This is a genomic window from Streptomyces sp. NPDC059477, from assembly GCF_042749375.1.
In the GTDB taxonomy this organism is placed as follows: Bacteria; Actinomycetota; Actinomycetes; order Streptomycetales; family Streptomycetaceae; genus Streptomyces.
In genome coordinates, this window is record NZ_JBHYUG010000095.1 from 1 (window position 1) to 13,712 (window position 13,712).

The 13,712-nt window shown below is 74.3% G+C and carries 12 protein-coding genes; 9 read left to right on the forward strand and 3 right to left on the reverse strand.

Translation table 11 applies throughout. The annotated features are described in order from the left end of the window. Positions 1-196 precede the first annotated feature (196 nt). Positions 197-1,414: a 4-hydroxybenzoate 3-monooxygenase gene (locus ACFXAZ_RS32390; protein WP_384598399.1), complete on the reverse strand. Its 1,218-nt coding sequence runs from the start codon at positions 1,412-1,414 to the stop codon at positions 197-199. Positions 1,415-1,630: 216 nt separating this feature from the next. On the opposite strand from ACFXAZ_RS32390, the gene ACFXAZ_RS32395 reads away from it, so the two are divergent. Continuing rightward, the gene (locus ACFXAZ_RS32395) at positions 1,631-3,331 is read left to right on the forward strand and encodes an IclR family transcriptional regulator C-terminal domain-containing protein (RefSeq protein WP_384598401.1); all 1,701 of its coding nucleotides are present in this window, start codon (positions 1,631-1,633) and stop codon (positions 3,329-3,331) included. Positions 3,332-3,488: 157 nt separating this feature from the next. Then, positions 3,489-4,280, forward strand: a complete 792-nt coding sequence (locus ACFXAZ_RS32400) for a pyridoxal-phosphate dependent enzyme (RefSeq protein WP_384598403.1) — start codon at positions 3,489-3,491, stop codon at positions 4,278-4,280. Between the two features lie 28 nt (positions 4,281-4,308). Here ACFXAZ_RS32400 and ACFXAZ_RS32405 read toward each other — a convergent pair whose 3' ends face one another. Continuing rightward, positions 4,309-4,896, reverse strand: coding sequence for a CGNR zinc finger domain-containing protein (locus tag ACFXAZ_RS32405; RefSeq protein WP_384598405.1), 588 nt, complete (start codon positions 4,894-4,896; stop codon positions 4,309-4,311). A 56-nt stretch (positions 4,897-4,952) separates the two neighbouring features. On the opposite strand from ACFXAZ_RS32405, the gene ACFXAZ_RS32410 reads away from it, so the two are divergent. After that, positions 4,953-6,215: an MFS transporter gene (locus ACFXAZ_RS32410; RefSeq protein ID WP_384598407.1), complete on the forward strand. Its 1,263-nt coding sequence runs from the start codon at positions 4,953-4,955 to the stop codon at positions 6,213-6,215. A gap of 12 nt (positions 6,216-6,227) precedes the next feature. On the opposite strand, the gene ACFXAZ_RS32415 is transcribed toward ACFXAZ_RS32410, so the two are convergent. After that, complete coding sequence (locus ACFXAZ_RS32415; protein WP_384598409.1) at positions 6,228-6,803, reverse strand: TetR/AcrR family transcriptional regulator; 576 nt, start codon at positions 6,801-6,803, stop codon at positions 6,228-6,230. A 279-nt stretch (positions 6,804-7,082) separates the two neighbouring features. Between ACFXAZ_RS32415 and ACFXAZ_RS32420 the strand changes: the two genes are divergently transcribed. The 6 genes from ACFXAZ_RS32420 to ACFXAZ_RS32445 all read left to right on the forward strand — a co-directional run bounded on the left by ACFXAZ_RS32420 (position 7,083) and on the right by ACFXAZ_RS32445 (position 13,670). Further along, positions 7,083-8,339: an ATP-grasp domain-containing protein gene (locus tag ACFXAZ_RS32420; protein ID WP_384598411.1), complete on the forward strand. Its 1,257-nt coding sequence runs from the start codon at positions 7,083-7,085 to the stop codon at positions 8,337-8,339. A gap of 11 nt (positions 8,340-8,350) precedes the next feature. Next, positions 8,351-9,343, forward strand: coding sequence for a Rossmann-like domain-containing protein (locus ACFXAZ_RS32425; protein ID WP_384598413.1), 993 nt, complete (start codon positions 8,351-8,353; stop codon positions 9,341-9,343). Continuing rightward, positions 9,340-10,470 carry a PLP-dependent cysteine synthase family protein gene (locus tag ACFXAZ_RS32430; RefSeq protein WP_384598415.1) on the forward strand — a complete coding sequence of 377 codons (1,131 nt, stop codon included), beginning with the start codon at positions 9,340-9,342 and terminating at the stop codon, positions 10,468-10,470. Before ACFXAZ_RS32425 ends, ACFXAZ_RS32430 begins: the two co-directional genes overlap by 4 nt. Beyond that, complete coding sequence (locus ACFXAZ_RS32435; RefSeq protein WP_384598417.1) at positions 10,467-11,537, forward strand: dipeptide epimerase; 1,071 nt, start codon at positions 10,467-10,469, stop codon at positions 11,535-11,537. The genes ACFXAZ_RS32430 and ACFXAZ_RS32435 overlap by 4 nt, the downstream gene beginning before the upstream one ends. After that, on the forward strand, positions 11,534-12,784 hold the full coding sequence (locus tag ACFXAZ_RS32440; protein ID WP_384598419.1) for an MFS transporter: 1,251 nt from the start codon (positions 11,534-11,536) through the stop codon (positions 12,782-12,784). Before ACFXAZ_RS32435 ends, ACFXAZ_RS32440 begins: the two co-directional genes overlap by 4 nt. A 94-nt stretch (positions 12,785-12,878) precedes the next feature. Next, entirely contained in the window at positions 12,879-13,670 is a 792-nt protein-coding gene (locus ACFXAZ_RS32445) for a class I SAM-dependent methyltransferase (protein ID WP_384598421.1), read from the forward strand. Positions 13,671-13,712 lie beyond the last annotated feature (42 nt).

The following is a 13,712-nucleotide window of genomic DNA, read 5'->3' on the forward strand; positions in this document are numbered from 1 at the left end:
GCACGCCCGGAATCGTCAGATGGACCAGGGCCGTGCCCAGAACGTGGGCGGTGATGTGCGGTTCCAGGGCGTCCCGGAAGGCCGCCACGCGCTCGCCCGGCACCCCGCAAGGCCCGGCGCGCGGCACCCGGCGCGCGGGGGCTGGCGCCCGGGCCCGGTCGGCGGCCGACGCGCGGCCGGGATCACGATCAGGCGCTCACTCCGCCGCGCCTGCCCCCTGTGCCCCTTCCGCCTCGCCCAGCGGCAGCCCCGTGTAGTTCTCCGCCAGCTCCGCCGCCGCGTGCGGGGACGATGCCACCCGGTCGAGCTGGGACAGCTGGAGCCGGGTCTCGAACGGGCTCTGGTCCGGGTCGCTGTGCAGGGTCGTGGTCATGAAGTAGGAGAAGTGCTCGGCCCGCCACACCCGGCGCAGGCAGGTGTCGGAGTACGACTCCAGCAGGTCGGCCGAGCCGGTCTCCTTCAGATGGGCGAAGGCGCGGGCGAGCACCACCACATCGGCCGCGGCGAGGTTCAGCCCCTTCGCGCCGGTCGGCGGCACGATGTGCGCCGCGTCCCCGGCCAGGAACAGCCGCCCGTGCCGCATCGGCTCGGTCACCGAACTGCGCATCGGCAGCACCGACTTGCCGGTGACCGGCCCCCGCTTCAGCCGCCAGCCCGGCTCGGCGTCGATCGCGAACCGGGCGTCCAGCTCGTCCCAGATCCGCTCGTCCGGCCAGTGGGCCGGGTCCGTGCCGTTGGGCACCTGGAGGTAGAGCCGGCTGACCGTGGGTGAGCGCATGCTGGCGAGCGCGAAGCCACGGTCGGAGTGGGCGTAGATCAGCTCGTCGTAGACCGGCGCCGCCTCGGCGAGGATGCCGAGCCAGGAGTACGGATAGACCCGCTCGTACGTGCTGCGCACCCCCTCGGGCACCGCCGTGCGGGCGACCCCGTGATAGCCGTCGCAGCCGATGACGTAATCGCAGGTCAGGGTCTGCTCACGGCCCTCGTGGGTGTAGCGGATCAGCGGCCGGTCGGTGTCCGCGCCCTCCACCGCGTGGACCTCCGCCTCGAACAGCAGCGGTCCGCCCTCGGCCAGTTGCAGCGCGACGAGATCCTTCACCACCTCGGTCTGCGCGTACACCCACACCCGCCGCCCGCCGGTGAGCGCCGGGAAGTCCAGTCGGTGCGCGCGCCGGCCGAAGCGCAGCTCGATGCCCTCGTGCGGTATGCCCTCCAACTCCAGGCGGGCCCCGGCGCCGGCCGCGATCAGCACGTCCGCCGTGGCCTGCTCCAGGATCCCGGCGCGCTGCCGCTGCTCGACGTAGGCCCGGTCGCGCCGCTCCAGGACCACGCTGTCGATGCCCGCGTTGTGCAGCAGACGGGCGAGGAGCAGCCCGGAGGGGCCGCCGCCGATGATCCCGACCGTGGTGTGCATGGTCTTCTCCTCGTTTCCCCGATGTCGTCGAGGGGTCGTTCGTTGCCCGTACGGTGTTCGTCTGGTGAAATATAGTTCACACTCTTCGGGTGTGAGTCTGCGCCCGGTGCCGGGCCCTGTCAACGGTCCCGCCGCCGGGCCGCCCGCGCACCCCGCCGCTGTGCTCCCCGGGTCCGCCCCGACTACGGTGGCCCGGACATCCGCCACGGAGAGCCCATGACCCCCCTGACACCCATCACCACCAGCCGCACCCCGCCGCCGGCCGGCCCCGCGCCGACGCCCGCGCCTCCCCCGGAGGCCGTCGCCCCCCTCGTCCGGGGCATCGCCGTGCTGCGCCGCCTCACCGACGCCGGCGGCACCGCCAGCCTCAGCGAACTGGAGCGCGCCACCGGGCTCGCCCGCTCCACCGTCGACCGGATCGCCGCCACCCTCGCGCGCATGGGGTACGTACGGCTGGACGGCCGCGACGCCGTCCTCGCCCCGCGTCTCATGGAACTCGGCAACGCCTACCTCGCCGCCCTGCGGCTGCCCGCCCTGCTCGGCGGCCACGCCGACGCCGTCGCCGACGCGCTCGACGAGTCGGTGTCGCTCGCGGTGCCGGACGGCGACGGCATCCGCTTCATCCACCAGGCCACCCGGCGCCGCGCCCTCTCCCTCAGCTTCCGCATCGGCGACCTGCTCCCCGCCGAACGCACCGCGCCCGGCCCGCTGCTCGCCACCGAGTGGACGCCCGAGGTCTGGCGCCGCTGGCACGACCGCCGCGCCGCCGACCCACAGGACCGGGGTTTCCCCGCCGTACCGCCCCGGCCGCACACCGCGCCCGACGCCGTCTTCGCGGCGGCCGTCGAGCGGGCGCGGGCGGACGGCTGGGCGCTGGACGACCAGTTGATCGAGCCCGGCCTGATCGCCCTGTCCGCGCCCGTGCGCACCCCGGGCGGCCGGATCGCCTGTGTCGCCAGCGTCGTCAGCCACACCAGCCGGCACAGCGCGGACTCACTGCGCGGCACCCTGCTGCCCCGGCTGCGCGCGGCGGTCGCCGCCATGGAACGCACCCTCGACGCGCCCGGCCCGTCCGGCGCACCCGGCGCCCCGTCCGGACTCGCCGGATGGACCGGCGCGTCCAAGCAGGAACTCGGCCGGGAGTTCGTCGAATCGCTGGCCCGCGGCCTGACCGTGATCACCGCGTTCGGCGACGGCCGCGACGAACTGACCCTCACCGCCGTCGCCGAGGCCACCGGACTGGCCCGCGCCACCGCCCGCCGCGCCCTGATCACCCTGGACCACCTCGGCTACGTCACCACCCGCGACCGCGGCTTCCGGCTCACCCCGCGCGTCCTCGCCCTCGGCTTCCCGCCGCTGTCCAGAACCACCCTCACCCGCGTCGCCCGCCCCCACCTCGCCGAACTGACCCGGCGCGTCCAGGACTCCGCCGCGCTGGCCGTGCTCACCGGGGACGAGGTCCAGTACACGGCGTGGGTCACCACCGGCCGGATCATGGACGTCGACATCGCCGTCGGCTCCCGCCTCCCCGCGTACGCCACCTCCGTCGGTCGGGTCCTCCTGGCCGCCCTGCCGCCCGCCGAACGCGCGGCCCGCCTCGGGCCCTTCGCCCGCGACCCGCTGACCTCCCGCACGGTCACCGGCCCCGCCGACCTCGCCGTCCTCCTCGACCGCGCCCGCGCCGACGGCTACGCCCTGGTCGACGAGGAGTTGGAGGAGGGCCTGCGCTCCATCGCCGTCCCGGTCCGCGACCGCGACGGCACCCCCGTCGCCGCCGTCAACGTCACCGTGCACAGCAGCCGCCGCACCCCCGAGGCGTGCGTCGCCGACGTCCTGCCCGAACTGCGCGCCACCGCGGCGGCCATCGAGGCGGACCTCCACATCGCGACCCGCTTCGCCCGCGTACCCACCCTCTGACCGGGCCGCGCCCAACCGCCGGCCTTCTGGCCGCGGGCCGCCCGGGATACGGACAGGTGTGCGTCAGCTCATCCTCGTACGCCCAACTTCCCAGTGACTTTTGCCGATTACCCCCTTTGCTCCGCTTAGCATCAAGATCTGGATGAAGGGATCGGGAATGGCACATGAACACGGTGAGAAGTCCCCGAGTGTCTGGGCGGGTCGGGCGATCGATCTGCTGCTGGCGGACCGGGCGGCCGAACCACCCACACCCCTGGATCTCGTCCCGCTTCCGGACCTGCCGCGCGCGCGGGTCTATCTGAAGGACGAGTCCCGGCGCCCCAGCGGCAGCGGTGCGCACGGCCCGGCCCGCGATCTGCTGCTGGACGCCCTGCGCGAGGGCCGGATCGACCGGGACACGCCTCTCTTCGACGCGGCGAGCGGCGATCTGGCCGTGGCGCAGGCGTACTTCGCGTGGCTGCTCGGTCTTCCGTACACCGCCGTCGTCCCGGCGTCGGCCGATCCGGCCGAGGTGCGGGCGATCGAGCGGCGGGGCGGGCGCTGCCGCACTGCCGAACCGCCCCTCGGGGACCACGAGTCGGCCCGTGAACTGGCCGAACGGGCAGGCGGGCACTTCCTCGACCACCGCCACCGGCTCGCCGACGCCCTGGACTGGGACGGCCCGTACAGCCTCGGCGCGGAGATCCTGGACGCGGTGCCCTCGGCGTGGATCGTGATGGAGGACGGCGTCTGCGCCGCGTCCGTGGGCCGTCACCTGCGCGCGCGAACCGCCTCGGGCACCCGGCTCGCCGTGACCACCCGGCCACGCACGGCTCCGCAGGCCGCCGCCGACCTGACGCTCCCCGCACCCGACGGCACCCGCCTCGGAGGCGCCCGCCAGGTACTGGACCGGATGCGCCGGGACGGCACGGAGGGCGCGGGCGCGGTGGTGGTCGTGATCGCGAGGTGAGCGGGCGCCATGACCCGTCCGGGCTCTGTCACGGGTCCGGGTCCGGCGTCCGCACGGCCCGGCGATGGGCGGCCACGCGCTCGCGGGTGGCGCACCGACGGGAGCAGTAGCGGCGTTCCGGGCCGCTGCCGTGCGCGATGAAGACGTTGCCGCAGGCCGGTGAGGCGCAGACGCGGCCCGGCAGCCGCTGGTGGTCCCAGAGCAGCACGGTCAGGGCCAGACAGGACGAGGCCAGCAGCCACTCGTCCCAGGGGCCGTCGTCGTCCCGATCGAGATGCGGATGCCACGGCGTGCCCCCGCCGTGCGCGGTCAGCCGCAGCGGCCCGGCGTGCTCCCGCAGCAGCCGGTTGAGCACGGCCGCCCCCTCGTCGACGCCCCGCGCGGCGAACACCTCCCGCAGCAGCCCGGCCGCCGACCGCATCCCGGCGACCTCCTCCGGCGTGAGCGCGAGCGGGCCCTGTTCGCCATGGCCGCGCAGTACGGCGATCACCGCGTCCGGGGTGGGGTCGTCGGCGGTAAGGACATTGAGCAGCGCGGCCGTGCGGCGGGCCATGGCCAGCACGGAGTGCCGGGTCGACCAGTCGGCGTCCGGCGGGCTCTCGGCGGAGGACGGCATGCGGCGAATGTAACGTATATTGCGAGGTTTTGAGTTACCTCCGTAACGTCCCGCCCATGAGATCGAGTCACCCGCTGGGCGGCTATCTCGTCGGCGCGGTGACCGCGCGGACCGGCGACGAGATGTCCGGCCCGGCGCTGCTCCTCGCGGGGTTCGCCGTCACCGGTTCCTCGTCCGAGGCGTCGCTTCTGCTCGCGGGGAGTACCGTCGCGGCGGCCGTCGGCGGCCCTGTCCTGGGCGCCCTGCTCGACCGGTCCGCCCGTCCGGGCCGACTGCTGGCCTGGGCACTCGTCCTGTACGGCACCGGACTGCTGCTCGTGCTTGCCGGACTGGGGCGGCTCCCGATCCCGGCCGTCCTCCTGCTCGCCGTGGCCACCGGACTGCTGGGGCCCGCGCTGTCCGGTGGCTGGACGGCCCAACTGCCCCACGTGGCACGGGACGCGGCCCTGCCCCGCGCCAACGCGCTCGACGCCATGACCTTCGGAACCGCGGGCCTCGCCGGTCCCGCCCTCGCCGGACTCACGGCCGAGACGACCGACGCGCCTACGGCGGTGGTGGTGTCGGCGGTACTGATCGCCGCCGCACTGCCGGCCGCGTGGCGGCTCCCGCCGCGTCGAGCGGTCCCACTCCGTTCAGCGGTTCCGATAGGTGCCCCGATCCCTCCGGGCTCCGGGCCGTCCCGTCTCCTGGACGATCTCCTCGCCGGAACGCGCTGCATCCTGCGCACCCCGCCTCTCGCCCGTGCCACCCTCACCTCCGTCCTGTGCTGCGCGGCGCAGGGCATGATGACGGCCTGCGTCCCGCTGCTCGGGGAACGGGCGTTCGGCGGTGCCGGCCGGGGTGCGCTGCTGCTGGCCCTCGCCGCCCTCTCCGCGCTCGCCGCCAACGCCGTCCTCGCCCGCGCTCCCCGCGCCCTCGCCCCGGGCACCGCCCTGTGGGGTGGCGCCCTGCTCCAGGCGCTCGCCCTGGCCCTGGCGGCGACGGGGCGTCCGCCTCTGCTGATCGCCGCGGCCCTGCTGATCGGCGTGGCCGAAGGGCCGCAGTTGACGGCGCTGTTCGCGGTACGGCACCGGGAGGCGCCGGAGCGGCTGCGTGGGCAGATCTTCACCACGGGGGCCAGCCTCAAACTCACCGGGTTCGCCCTGGGCGCCGCCCTCGCCGGCACGGCGGTCGGCCACTCGCTGCCGGGCACCCTGCTCGCGGCCTCCGGCACGGCGCTGCTCGCCGCCCTCGGGTACGCCGCGTACGCAAGGGGCAGAGGCCGATGGGTACGCCCAACCCGTCAGCCCGGATTCTCACCCCCGAGGGGGAAGGGTTGACGAGCCGCGGCCCTATCCCACCACGATCCGTTCCACCGCCGCCCTCACCAGTCGCTCCCGCTCCGCCTCCGACAGTACGTCCGGGAGGGTGAGCTGCTCGACGATCAGCCAGTTCAGGGCGAGGTAGAGCAGCTCGACGGAGGTGGTGTCGCCGGGTAGGCCGGATTCCAGGTGGTAGGCGATGTTGGCGTCGAGGTCGGCCCGTACCCGGTCGGTCAGGATCTTGCGCAGCTCCGGGCGGCGGGTGGACTCCAGCCGGAGTTCCAGCAGGGCGAGATAGCCGCTGCGGAACGCGCTGACCCGGCCCACCAGTTCATGCATCAGCCGGGCGTACGTCTCCCGGTCCGGGGCCGCCGTCCGCTGACGGGCGATGGTCTCCTCGTCCGGCACCAGACGCTCGTAGACCCGGGCGCCGGTCTGGGTGAGCAACTCGTCGCGATTGGCGAAGTAGTTGGAGGCGGTCCCGGCCGGTACCCCCGCCTCCGTGTCCACCGCCCGGAAGGTCAGCCCCCGCGCCCCCTCACGGGCCAGCACCTCGATCGCGGCGTCGACGAGCGCGGCCCGTCGCTGGGGGTTGCTGCGCACCATCGGGGCTCCGGGGGTGGGTTCGTACGGTCACCGGTCGGATCTCTGATCACTACGGGCAGAGTACTCCGGGCATTGTGTCGGGTGAGCGGCGCCGCCGGGTGGGCGGCGGGGTGTGGTCGTGCGGGGCGCGGGCGTACGGCGGTGGCGGGCCCGGTTCTCGCAATCAGATGACAATGGGAACCATTATCGATAACGTGTCGGCGCGGCGGGGGTGACGGGCGCGCCGAGTCGCCGCCCGGTGTGCCGAACCGCCGCTTACCGCTATGGAAAAGGGGAGTTGTGGGTCATCTGCTGGTGGTCGAGAGCTGGGTCGGCTCGATGAGCAGGCTGCTGCCACGCGCGATCCGGGAAGCGGGGCACGAGTTCACCTTCCTCACCCGTGACCTGCACCACTATCTGCGGTCGGCGCCCGAGGGGACCGCGCACCCGCTGCTCGGCGCCCGCCATGTCATCACCGCCGACACCAATGACACGGCGAGCCTGCTGCCCGAGGTGGAGCGGCTGCACGCGGTGCTCGGCTTCGACGGAGTACTCACCTCCTGCGACTACTACCTGCCGGTGGTCGCCCGCATCGCCGGCCGGCTCGGGCTGCCCGGACCCGGTCCGGAGGCGGTGGAGAGCGCGTGCCGCAAAGATCTGACGCGCCGGGCGCTCGCGGACGCCGGGGTGCCCGGACCCCGGTTCGCCGTGTGCACGCAGTGGGCCGAGGTGGCGCGGGCGGCACGGGAGATCGGCTACCCGCTGGTCGTCAAGCCGGTCGATCTGTGCGCGGGCATGTTCGTGCGCGCGGTCGCGGACGAGGCCGCGCTGGCCGCCGCGTTCCGGGCGCTCGCCGAGTTCCCCGTCAACGCGCGCGGCCAGCGCCGCGACCCGGCCGTTCTGCTGGAGGAGTTCCTGGACGGGCCCGAGGTGAGCGTCGAGACGGTGTCGTACGGCGGCACGGTCGAGGTGATCGGGGTGACCGACAAGAGCGTCGGCGGCGCACCCGCGTTCATCGAGACCGGCCACATGTTCCCCGCCGACCTGGCGCCCACCGCCCTCGCGGACGCCGAACGCACCGCCCTGGACGCCCTGAAGGCGCTCGGCCTGACCGACGGCACGGTCGCGCACACCGAGATCAAACTGACCCCGGCCGGTCCCCGCCCGGTCGAGGTCAATCCCCGGCCCGCCGGGAACCGCATCACCGAGCTGATCCGCCATGTCACCGGCGTCGACCTCGCCGCCGCTCTCGTCGACGTGGCCCTCGGCCGCGCCCCCGACCTGCGCCGCACGGACACCGGACTGCGCAGCGCCGCCATCGGCTTCCTGGTCCCGGACCGCGCGGGCACCCTCCGCGCCCTCGACGCCGACGCCCTCCACGACGCCCCCGGCGTCCTGGAGGTCCAGCTCCCCACGCCCGGTACGACCGTCCGGGCGGCCGGCAGCAACAACGAGTACCTCGGCCATGTCATGGCGGGCGACCCCACCGGCCCCGGAGCCCGCACCCACGTGGACCGGCTGCTGGGCTCGCTGTACGCCGGATTGGTGATCCGATGAGGGGCGTCGACATGTCTCCTGACCTGTGCGGCTCGGATTCGACGAACGCCCTCGATGTGTCGCCTGGTCTGCGTGGCCCCGATCCGGTGAAGGGCGACACGTCTCCCGATTCGCGCGGCCCTGATTCCACGAGGGCCGACGGCCCGCCCCCCGGCCCCCACGCCCCCACAAGGGCCGACAACCCGCCCCCCGACCTGCGCGGCCTCCTCGACCGGGTCCGTTCCGGTGGCTACGGGCCCGACCCCGGCACCCTCCGGGTCTCCGTCGCCTTCACCACCCAGCAGGCCGTCCGGCACGACGGCCGGGGTACCGGCTACCGCAACGAGGTGCTCAGCCTGCGGCTGGCGGAGGCCGTCGGCTCCTGTGCCGTCGAACCCGGCACCCTGCCCGACAGCGCGCCCGGCGACTGCGTGGGCGCCGATGTGGCGAGCCTCCTGGACCACCCACTGGCCCCCGTCCGGATCGCCGCGCTCGACGCCTACCTCCTGCACACCCACCCCCACACCCCCGCCCACGGTGCCCGGCCCGTGCCACTGCCCGCCGGATCCTCCCTGCACAAATCACGCGCCCGCGCCAGGGCCGTCGTAGAACTCCTCGAACTGCCCGCCGGGGCCACCGTCCTGCTCGTCGGAGTCGTCAACTCCCTGCTGGAGGCGCTGCGTTCGCGTGGGCTGCGCTATGTGCCCTGTGATCTGAAGGGGGGCCGCACCGAGTGGGGCGAGCCGGTCGCCGTCGATGCCCTCGCCGCCGCCGACGACTGTGACGCGCTGCTGGTCTCCGGCATGACCCTCGGCAACGGCACCTTCGACCCGCTGCGCCGCCACGCGCTCGCCCGGCGCAAGCAACTCGTCCTGTTCGCCCAGACCGGCAGCGCCATCCTGCCCCGCTTCCTGGGGTACGGGGTCAGCGCCGTGTGCGCCGAACCGTACCCCTTCTTCTGGCTCGACGGCGGGCCCGGCGTCCTCCACCGCTATCGCGCCCAGCCGTCCGGAGCCCCGCGATGACCCTCACCGACCTGCGACCGCTGGCCCGCCCCGAACTGCTCGGGCTGCTCGGCCGGACACCCCTCGCCCGGATCACCGCCGGGCTCCCGCAGCCGCACCCCGGATTCTGGGCCAAGCTCGAAGGGCTCGGGGCGGGCGGCATGAAAGCGCGGGCCGCGGTGTCGATGCTGCTCGGCGCCCGTGAGCGCGGCGAACTGCACCCCGGCGCCCCCGTCGTGGAGTCCACCTCCGGCACCCTCGGGATCGGCCTCGCCTTCGCCGGACAGGCCCTCGGCCACCCGGTGGTGCTGGTCGGCGACAGCGAACTGGAGCCGTCCATGCGGCAGTTGCTGCACATGTACGGCGTCCGGCTGGACATCGTGGAGCGCCCGGCCGCGCGGGGCGGCTGGCAGGCGGCCCGGCTCGCCCGGCTGCGCGAACTGCTCGCGGTACTGCCCGGCGCCTACTGGCCCGACCAGTACAACAACCCCGACAACACCACCGGCTACGCCTCGCTGGCCGCCGAACTCGCCGTCCAGCTCGATCAGCTGGACATTCTGGTGTGCAGCGTCGGCACCGGCGGCCACAGCGCCGGACTCGTCGCCCCGCTGCGCGCCCACTGGCCCCGGCTGCGGCTCGTCGGCGTCGACGCCACCGGCTCCACCATCTTCGGCCAGCCCGCCCGCCCCCGGCTCATGCGCGGCCTAGGCTCCAGCATCCACCCGCGCAACGTCGCCTACGACGCCTTCGACGAGGTCCACTGGATCGGCCCCGCCGAAGCCGTCGACAGCTGCCGCAGACTCGCCCGGAGCAGCTTCGTCACTGGCGGCTGGAGCACCGGCGCGGTCGCCCGCGTCGCCGCCTGGGCCGCCCGCGTCCATCCCGGCGCGGTCGTCGCCACCGTCTTCCCCGACGGCCCCCACCGCTACCTCGGCACGGTCTACGACGACGCCTTCACCACCGCCCACGGCATCGACCCGGCCGACGCCGCCACCCGCCCCGTGGAGATCCCGCACCCCCGCGCCGCCGAGGCCACCGGCTGGGCCCGCTGCACCCGCGTGACCGACCCCCTCGCCCACACCACCCTCGCCCACACCTCCCGAAACGACACCCCCCGAAGCGACACCTCCCGAAACGACACCCCATGAAGACCATCCTCCGCACCGAGCGCCTCACCCTCGCCGAGCCCCTGCGCATATCCCGCTCCACCATGACCGCACGGGACACCGTCTGGCTGACCGTCGAGCACGAAGGGCTGCGCGGCCACGGGGAAGCCGTCACCAGCGTCTACTACGGCCTCGACACCGCCACCCTCCACCGGCACCTCACCGAGCTGGGCGTGGACCGCTTCCCGGACCCCGAGACCGCCCTCGAAGCACTGCGCGCGGGCGAGTGGGCCGGTGCCGGCACCCCCACGGAAGACACCCCGACGGAGGACACCCCGCCCGCTGTCACCGCCGCCGTCGGCTCCGCGCTGCTGGACCTCGTCGGCAAGCGCGCCGGACGGCCCGTGCACAGCCTGCTCGGGGCGCCCGAGGCCCCGGTCACCGCCACCGCCCGGACCATCGGCATCACCGACCCGGCACGGGCCGCCGCCACGGCACGCGCCCTCGCCTCCCACGGCTTCCAGGTCATCAAGCTCAAGGCGGGCACGCCCGACCCCGAGGACGACATCGCGCGCGTCCGGGCCGTACGGGACGCCGTGCCCGGCGTACGGCTGCTGCTGGACCCCAACGGCGCCTGGAGCGTGCCGCAGGCAGAAACGTTGCTGCCGCGCTGGGCCGAGCTGGGGGTCGAGGCCGTGGAACAGCCGATCGCGCCCGGCGATCCGGAGGGCCTGGCGAGGCTCGCCGAACGCTCACCCCTTCCCGTCATCGCCGACGAGGACGCCGTCAGCCTCGCCGATGTCCACCGGCTCGCCGGGCGGGTGCACGGGGTCAACGTCAAACTCGCCAAGTGCGGGGGCGTGCACGCCGCCCTGCGGATCGCCGAGGCGCTCGACGGCAGCGGTACGGAGCTGATGCTCGGCTGTCTCACCGCCAGCACCCTGGGCCTCGCCCCCGCCGTCCACCTGGCCGACCGGGCCCGCTGGGCCGACCTCGACGGCCATCTGCTGCTCGCCCACGACCCGTGGACCGGCATCGGCGGCACCGACGGCCTCGTCCGCGCGAGCGACCGGCCCGGGCTGGGCGTCGAGGAGGTTCGGTCGGGATGAGGACCCTGCACGAGATACGCCGCTTCCCCCTCGCCGTACGCCTCCTGCTGGTCAATCAGCTCGGCGTGAACATCGGCTTCTACCTCCTCGTCCCCTACCTGGCGACCCACCTCACCGAGAACCTCGGGATGTCGGCGGCGGTCGTCGGGGTCGTGCTCGGGGTGCGCAACCTCGGCCAGCAGGGGCTGTTCCTGATCGGCGGCTCGGCCGCCGACCGGCTCGGCGCACGCGGGGTGATCATCACCGGGTGCGCGCTGCGGACCGTCGGCTTCGCCCTGTTCGCGCTCGGCGACGGGCTCCCCGTCCTGCTCGCCGCGTCCGTGCTCAGCGGGCTCGCGGGGGCACTGTTCAACCCGGCCGTACGCGCCTATCTCGCACGGGAGGCGGGGGAGCGTACGGCGGAGGCGTTCGCCCTGTTCAACGTGTTCGCCACGGCCGGGGCGCTGATCGGACCCCTGCTCGGCGGCGTCCTGCTGCTCGTCGACTTCCGTACCTCCGCGCTCACCGCCGCCGGGATCTTCGCCCTGCTGACCGTCGCCCAGGCCCTCGTCCTACCCGCACGGCAGGTCGTACCCGGCAAGGGCGGGGTGCTCGCCGACTGGCGTGAGGTGCTCGGCAACCGGAGTTTCCTCGCCTTCGCGCTCGCCCTGGTCGGCATGTTCACCCTGGAGAACCAGCTCTATCTCCTGTTGCCCGCCGGAGCCCGCCAGGCCACCGGGTGGGACGGCGCCGCCGGACCGCTCTTCGCCGTCGGCACCCTCGCAAGCCTCGCCCTCCAGCTCCGTATCACCCGCGCCCTGAAGCGGCGCGGCAGCCGGGGCCGCTGGATCGCCACCGGACTCGCCCTGATGGCACTCGCCTTCCTGCCCCCCGCCTGGCTGAGCGGCACCCCGGACGGCACCGGGGACGCCGTACTGCGCGCCCTGCCCGTGCTGCTGGGTGCCCTGCTCCTGTCCCTCGGCCTGATGATCGCCCAGCCGTTCGTCATGGAACTGATCCCCGGCTTCGGCCGCCCCGGCCTCACCGGCACCTACTTCGGGATCTTCTACGTCGTCTCCGGCATCGCCGCCGCCCTCGGCAACACGCTGGTCGGCTGGGCCATGGACACCGGCACGCACGGCGCCGGCTGGCTGCCCTGGCTGTGCTGCGCCCTGTTCGGGCTGGCCTCCGCGCTCGGGGTGCTGTGGCTGCGGCGCCTCGACGCACTGCCCACGCCCGCGCGGACCGCCGTACCGGCCACGGCATGAGCACCGGCATTGCGGCCACGGCGTGAGCACCGCCGTACCGGCCACGCCGGATCACTTGAAACGCCCAGAACGGCCAGGGAAGAGGAGGGGCACCGTGTCCGCGCCGCCCAATCTGCTCACCGACCACCCCGCCCTGTACGAGGCCCGTTTCCCCGACCCCGACCGGCTCGCCGGGCGCTGGGCCGAGGACTGTCTCCGTCGGCACGGCGCCGGACGCCGGGTCCTGGACCTGGGCTGCGGCACCGGCCGGGACGCCGCCCACCTGCATCGCGGCGGCCGTACCGTCACCGGCGCCGACCTGTCCGAGGCGATGCTCCGGTACGCCTGTACGCACCATGCCGGGCCCACCTATGTCCGCGCCGACCTGCGCGGCTTCGCGCTGGGTGAGTTCGACGCCGTGCTCTGCCTGGACAGCGCGCTGCTGTACTGCCACACCAACGACCAGCTCGCCGGGGCGCTGGCCTCCTGCCGCCGGGCGCTCGTCCCCGGTGGGCTCCTGGTGGCCGAGATGCGCAACGGCGCCTATTTCCTGGGCCGTACGGAACTGCTGGACACGCCCACCATGCGGTCGTTCACCTGGCAGGGCACCGTCCACCGCGCCACGACCACCCTCACCGTCGACCGCACCGCCCAACTGCTGCGCCGGGTCCGGGTCTGGACGGCGGGCGACCGGCTGCCCCCGGTCGAACAGCGGTCCGCCTGGCGGCTGCTGTTCCCGCAGGAACTGCGCGCCCTGCTCGCCGCGCACGGCTTCGAGGTGCTCGAACTCCACGACGGCCCCGGCCCACGCACCGAACCCCCCTGGCACGAGGGCCGCTCCCCGGGCACCACCGCGGACGCGGACCGGCTGCACGTGGTCGCCCGCCGCACCGGACCGGCCTCCTGACCCACCCGTCCCCCCACCCACGACCCATGACCGACAAGGAAC

Excerpts from the sequence above, each read along its gene's own strand:
- ACFXAZ_RS32395 (WP_384598401.1), top strand. The coding sequence starts at position 1,631 with ATGACCCCCCTGACACCCATCACCACCAGCCGCACCCCGCCGCCGGCC.
- ACFXAZ_RS32415 (WP_384598409.1), bottom strand. The coding sequence starts at position 6,803 with ATGGTGCGCAGCAACCCCCAGCGACGGGCCGCGCTCGTCGACGCCGCG.
- ACFXAZ_RS32405 (WP_384598405.1), bottom strand. The coding sequence starts at position 4,896 with ATGCCGTCCTCCGCCGAGAGCCCGCCGGACGCCGACTGGTCGACCCGG.
- ACFXAZ_RS32430 (WP_384598415.1), top strand. The coding sequence starts at position 9,340 with ATGACCCTCACCGACCTGCGACCGCTGGCCCGCCCCGAACTGCTCGGG.
- ACFXAZ_RS32435 (WP_384598417.1), top strand. The coding sequence starts at position 10,467 with ATGAAGACCATCCTCCGCACCGAGCGCCTCACCCTCGCCGAGCCCCTG.
- ACFXAZ_RS32440 (WP_384598419.1), top strand. The coding sequence starts at position 11,534 with ATGAGGACCCTGCACGAGATACGCCGCTTCCCCCTCGCCGTACGCCTC.
- ACFXAZ_RS32400 (WP_384598403.1), top strand. The coding sequence starts at position 3,489 with ATGGCACATGAACACGGTGAGAAGTCCCCGAGTGTCTGGGCGGGTCGG.
- ACFXAZ_RS32390 (WP_384598399.1), bottom strand. The coding sequence starts at position 1,414 with ATGCACACCACGGTCGGGATCATCGGCGGCGGCCCCTCCGGGCTGCTC.
- ACFXAZ_RS32410 (WP_384598407.1), top strand. The coding sequence starts at position 4,953 with ATGAGATCGAGTCACCCGCTGGGCGGCTATCTCGTCGGCGCGGTGACC.
- ACFXAZ_RS32425 (WP_384598413.1), top strand. The coding sequence starts at position 8,351 with ATGTCTCCTGACCTGTGCGGCTCGGATTCGACGAACGCCCTCGATGTG.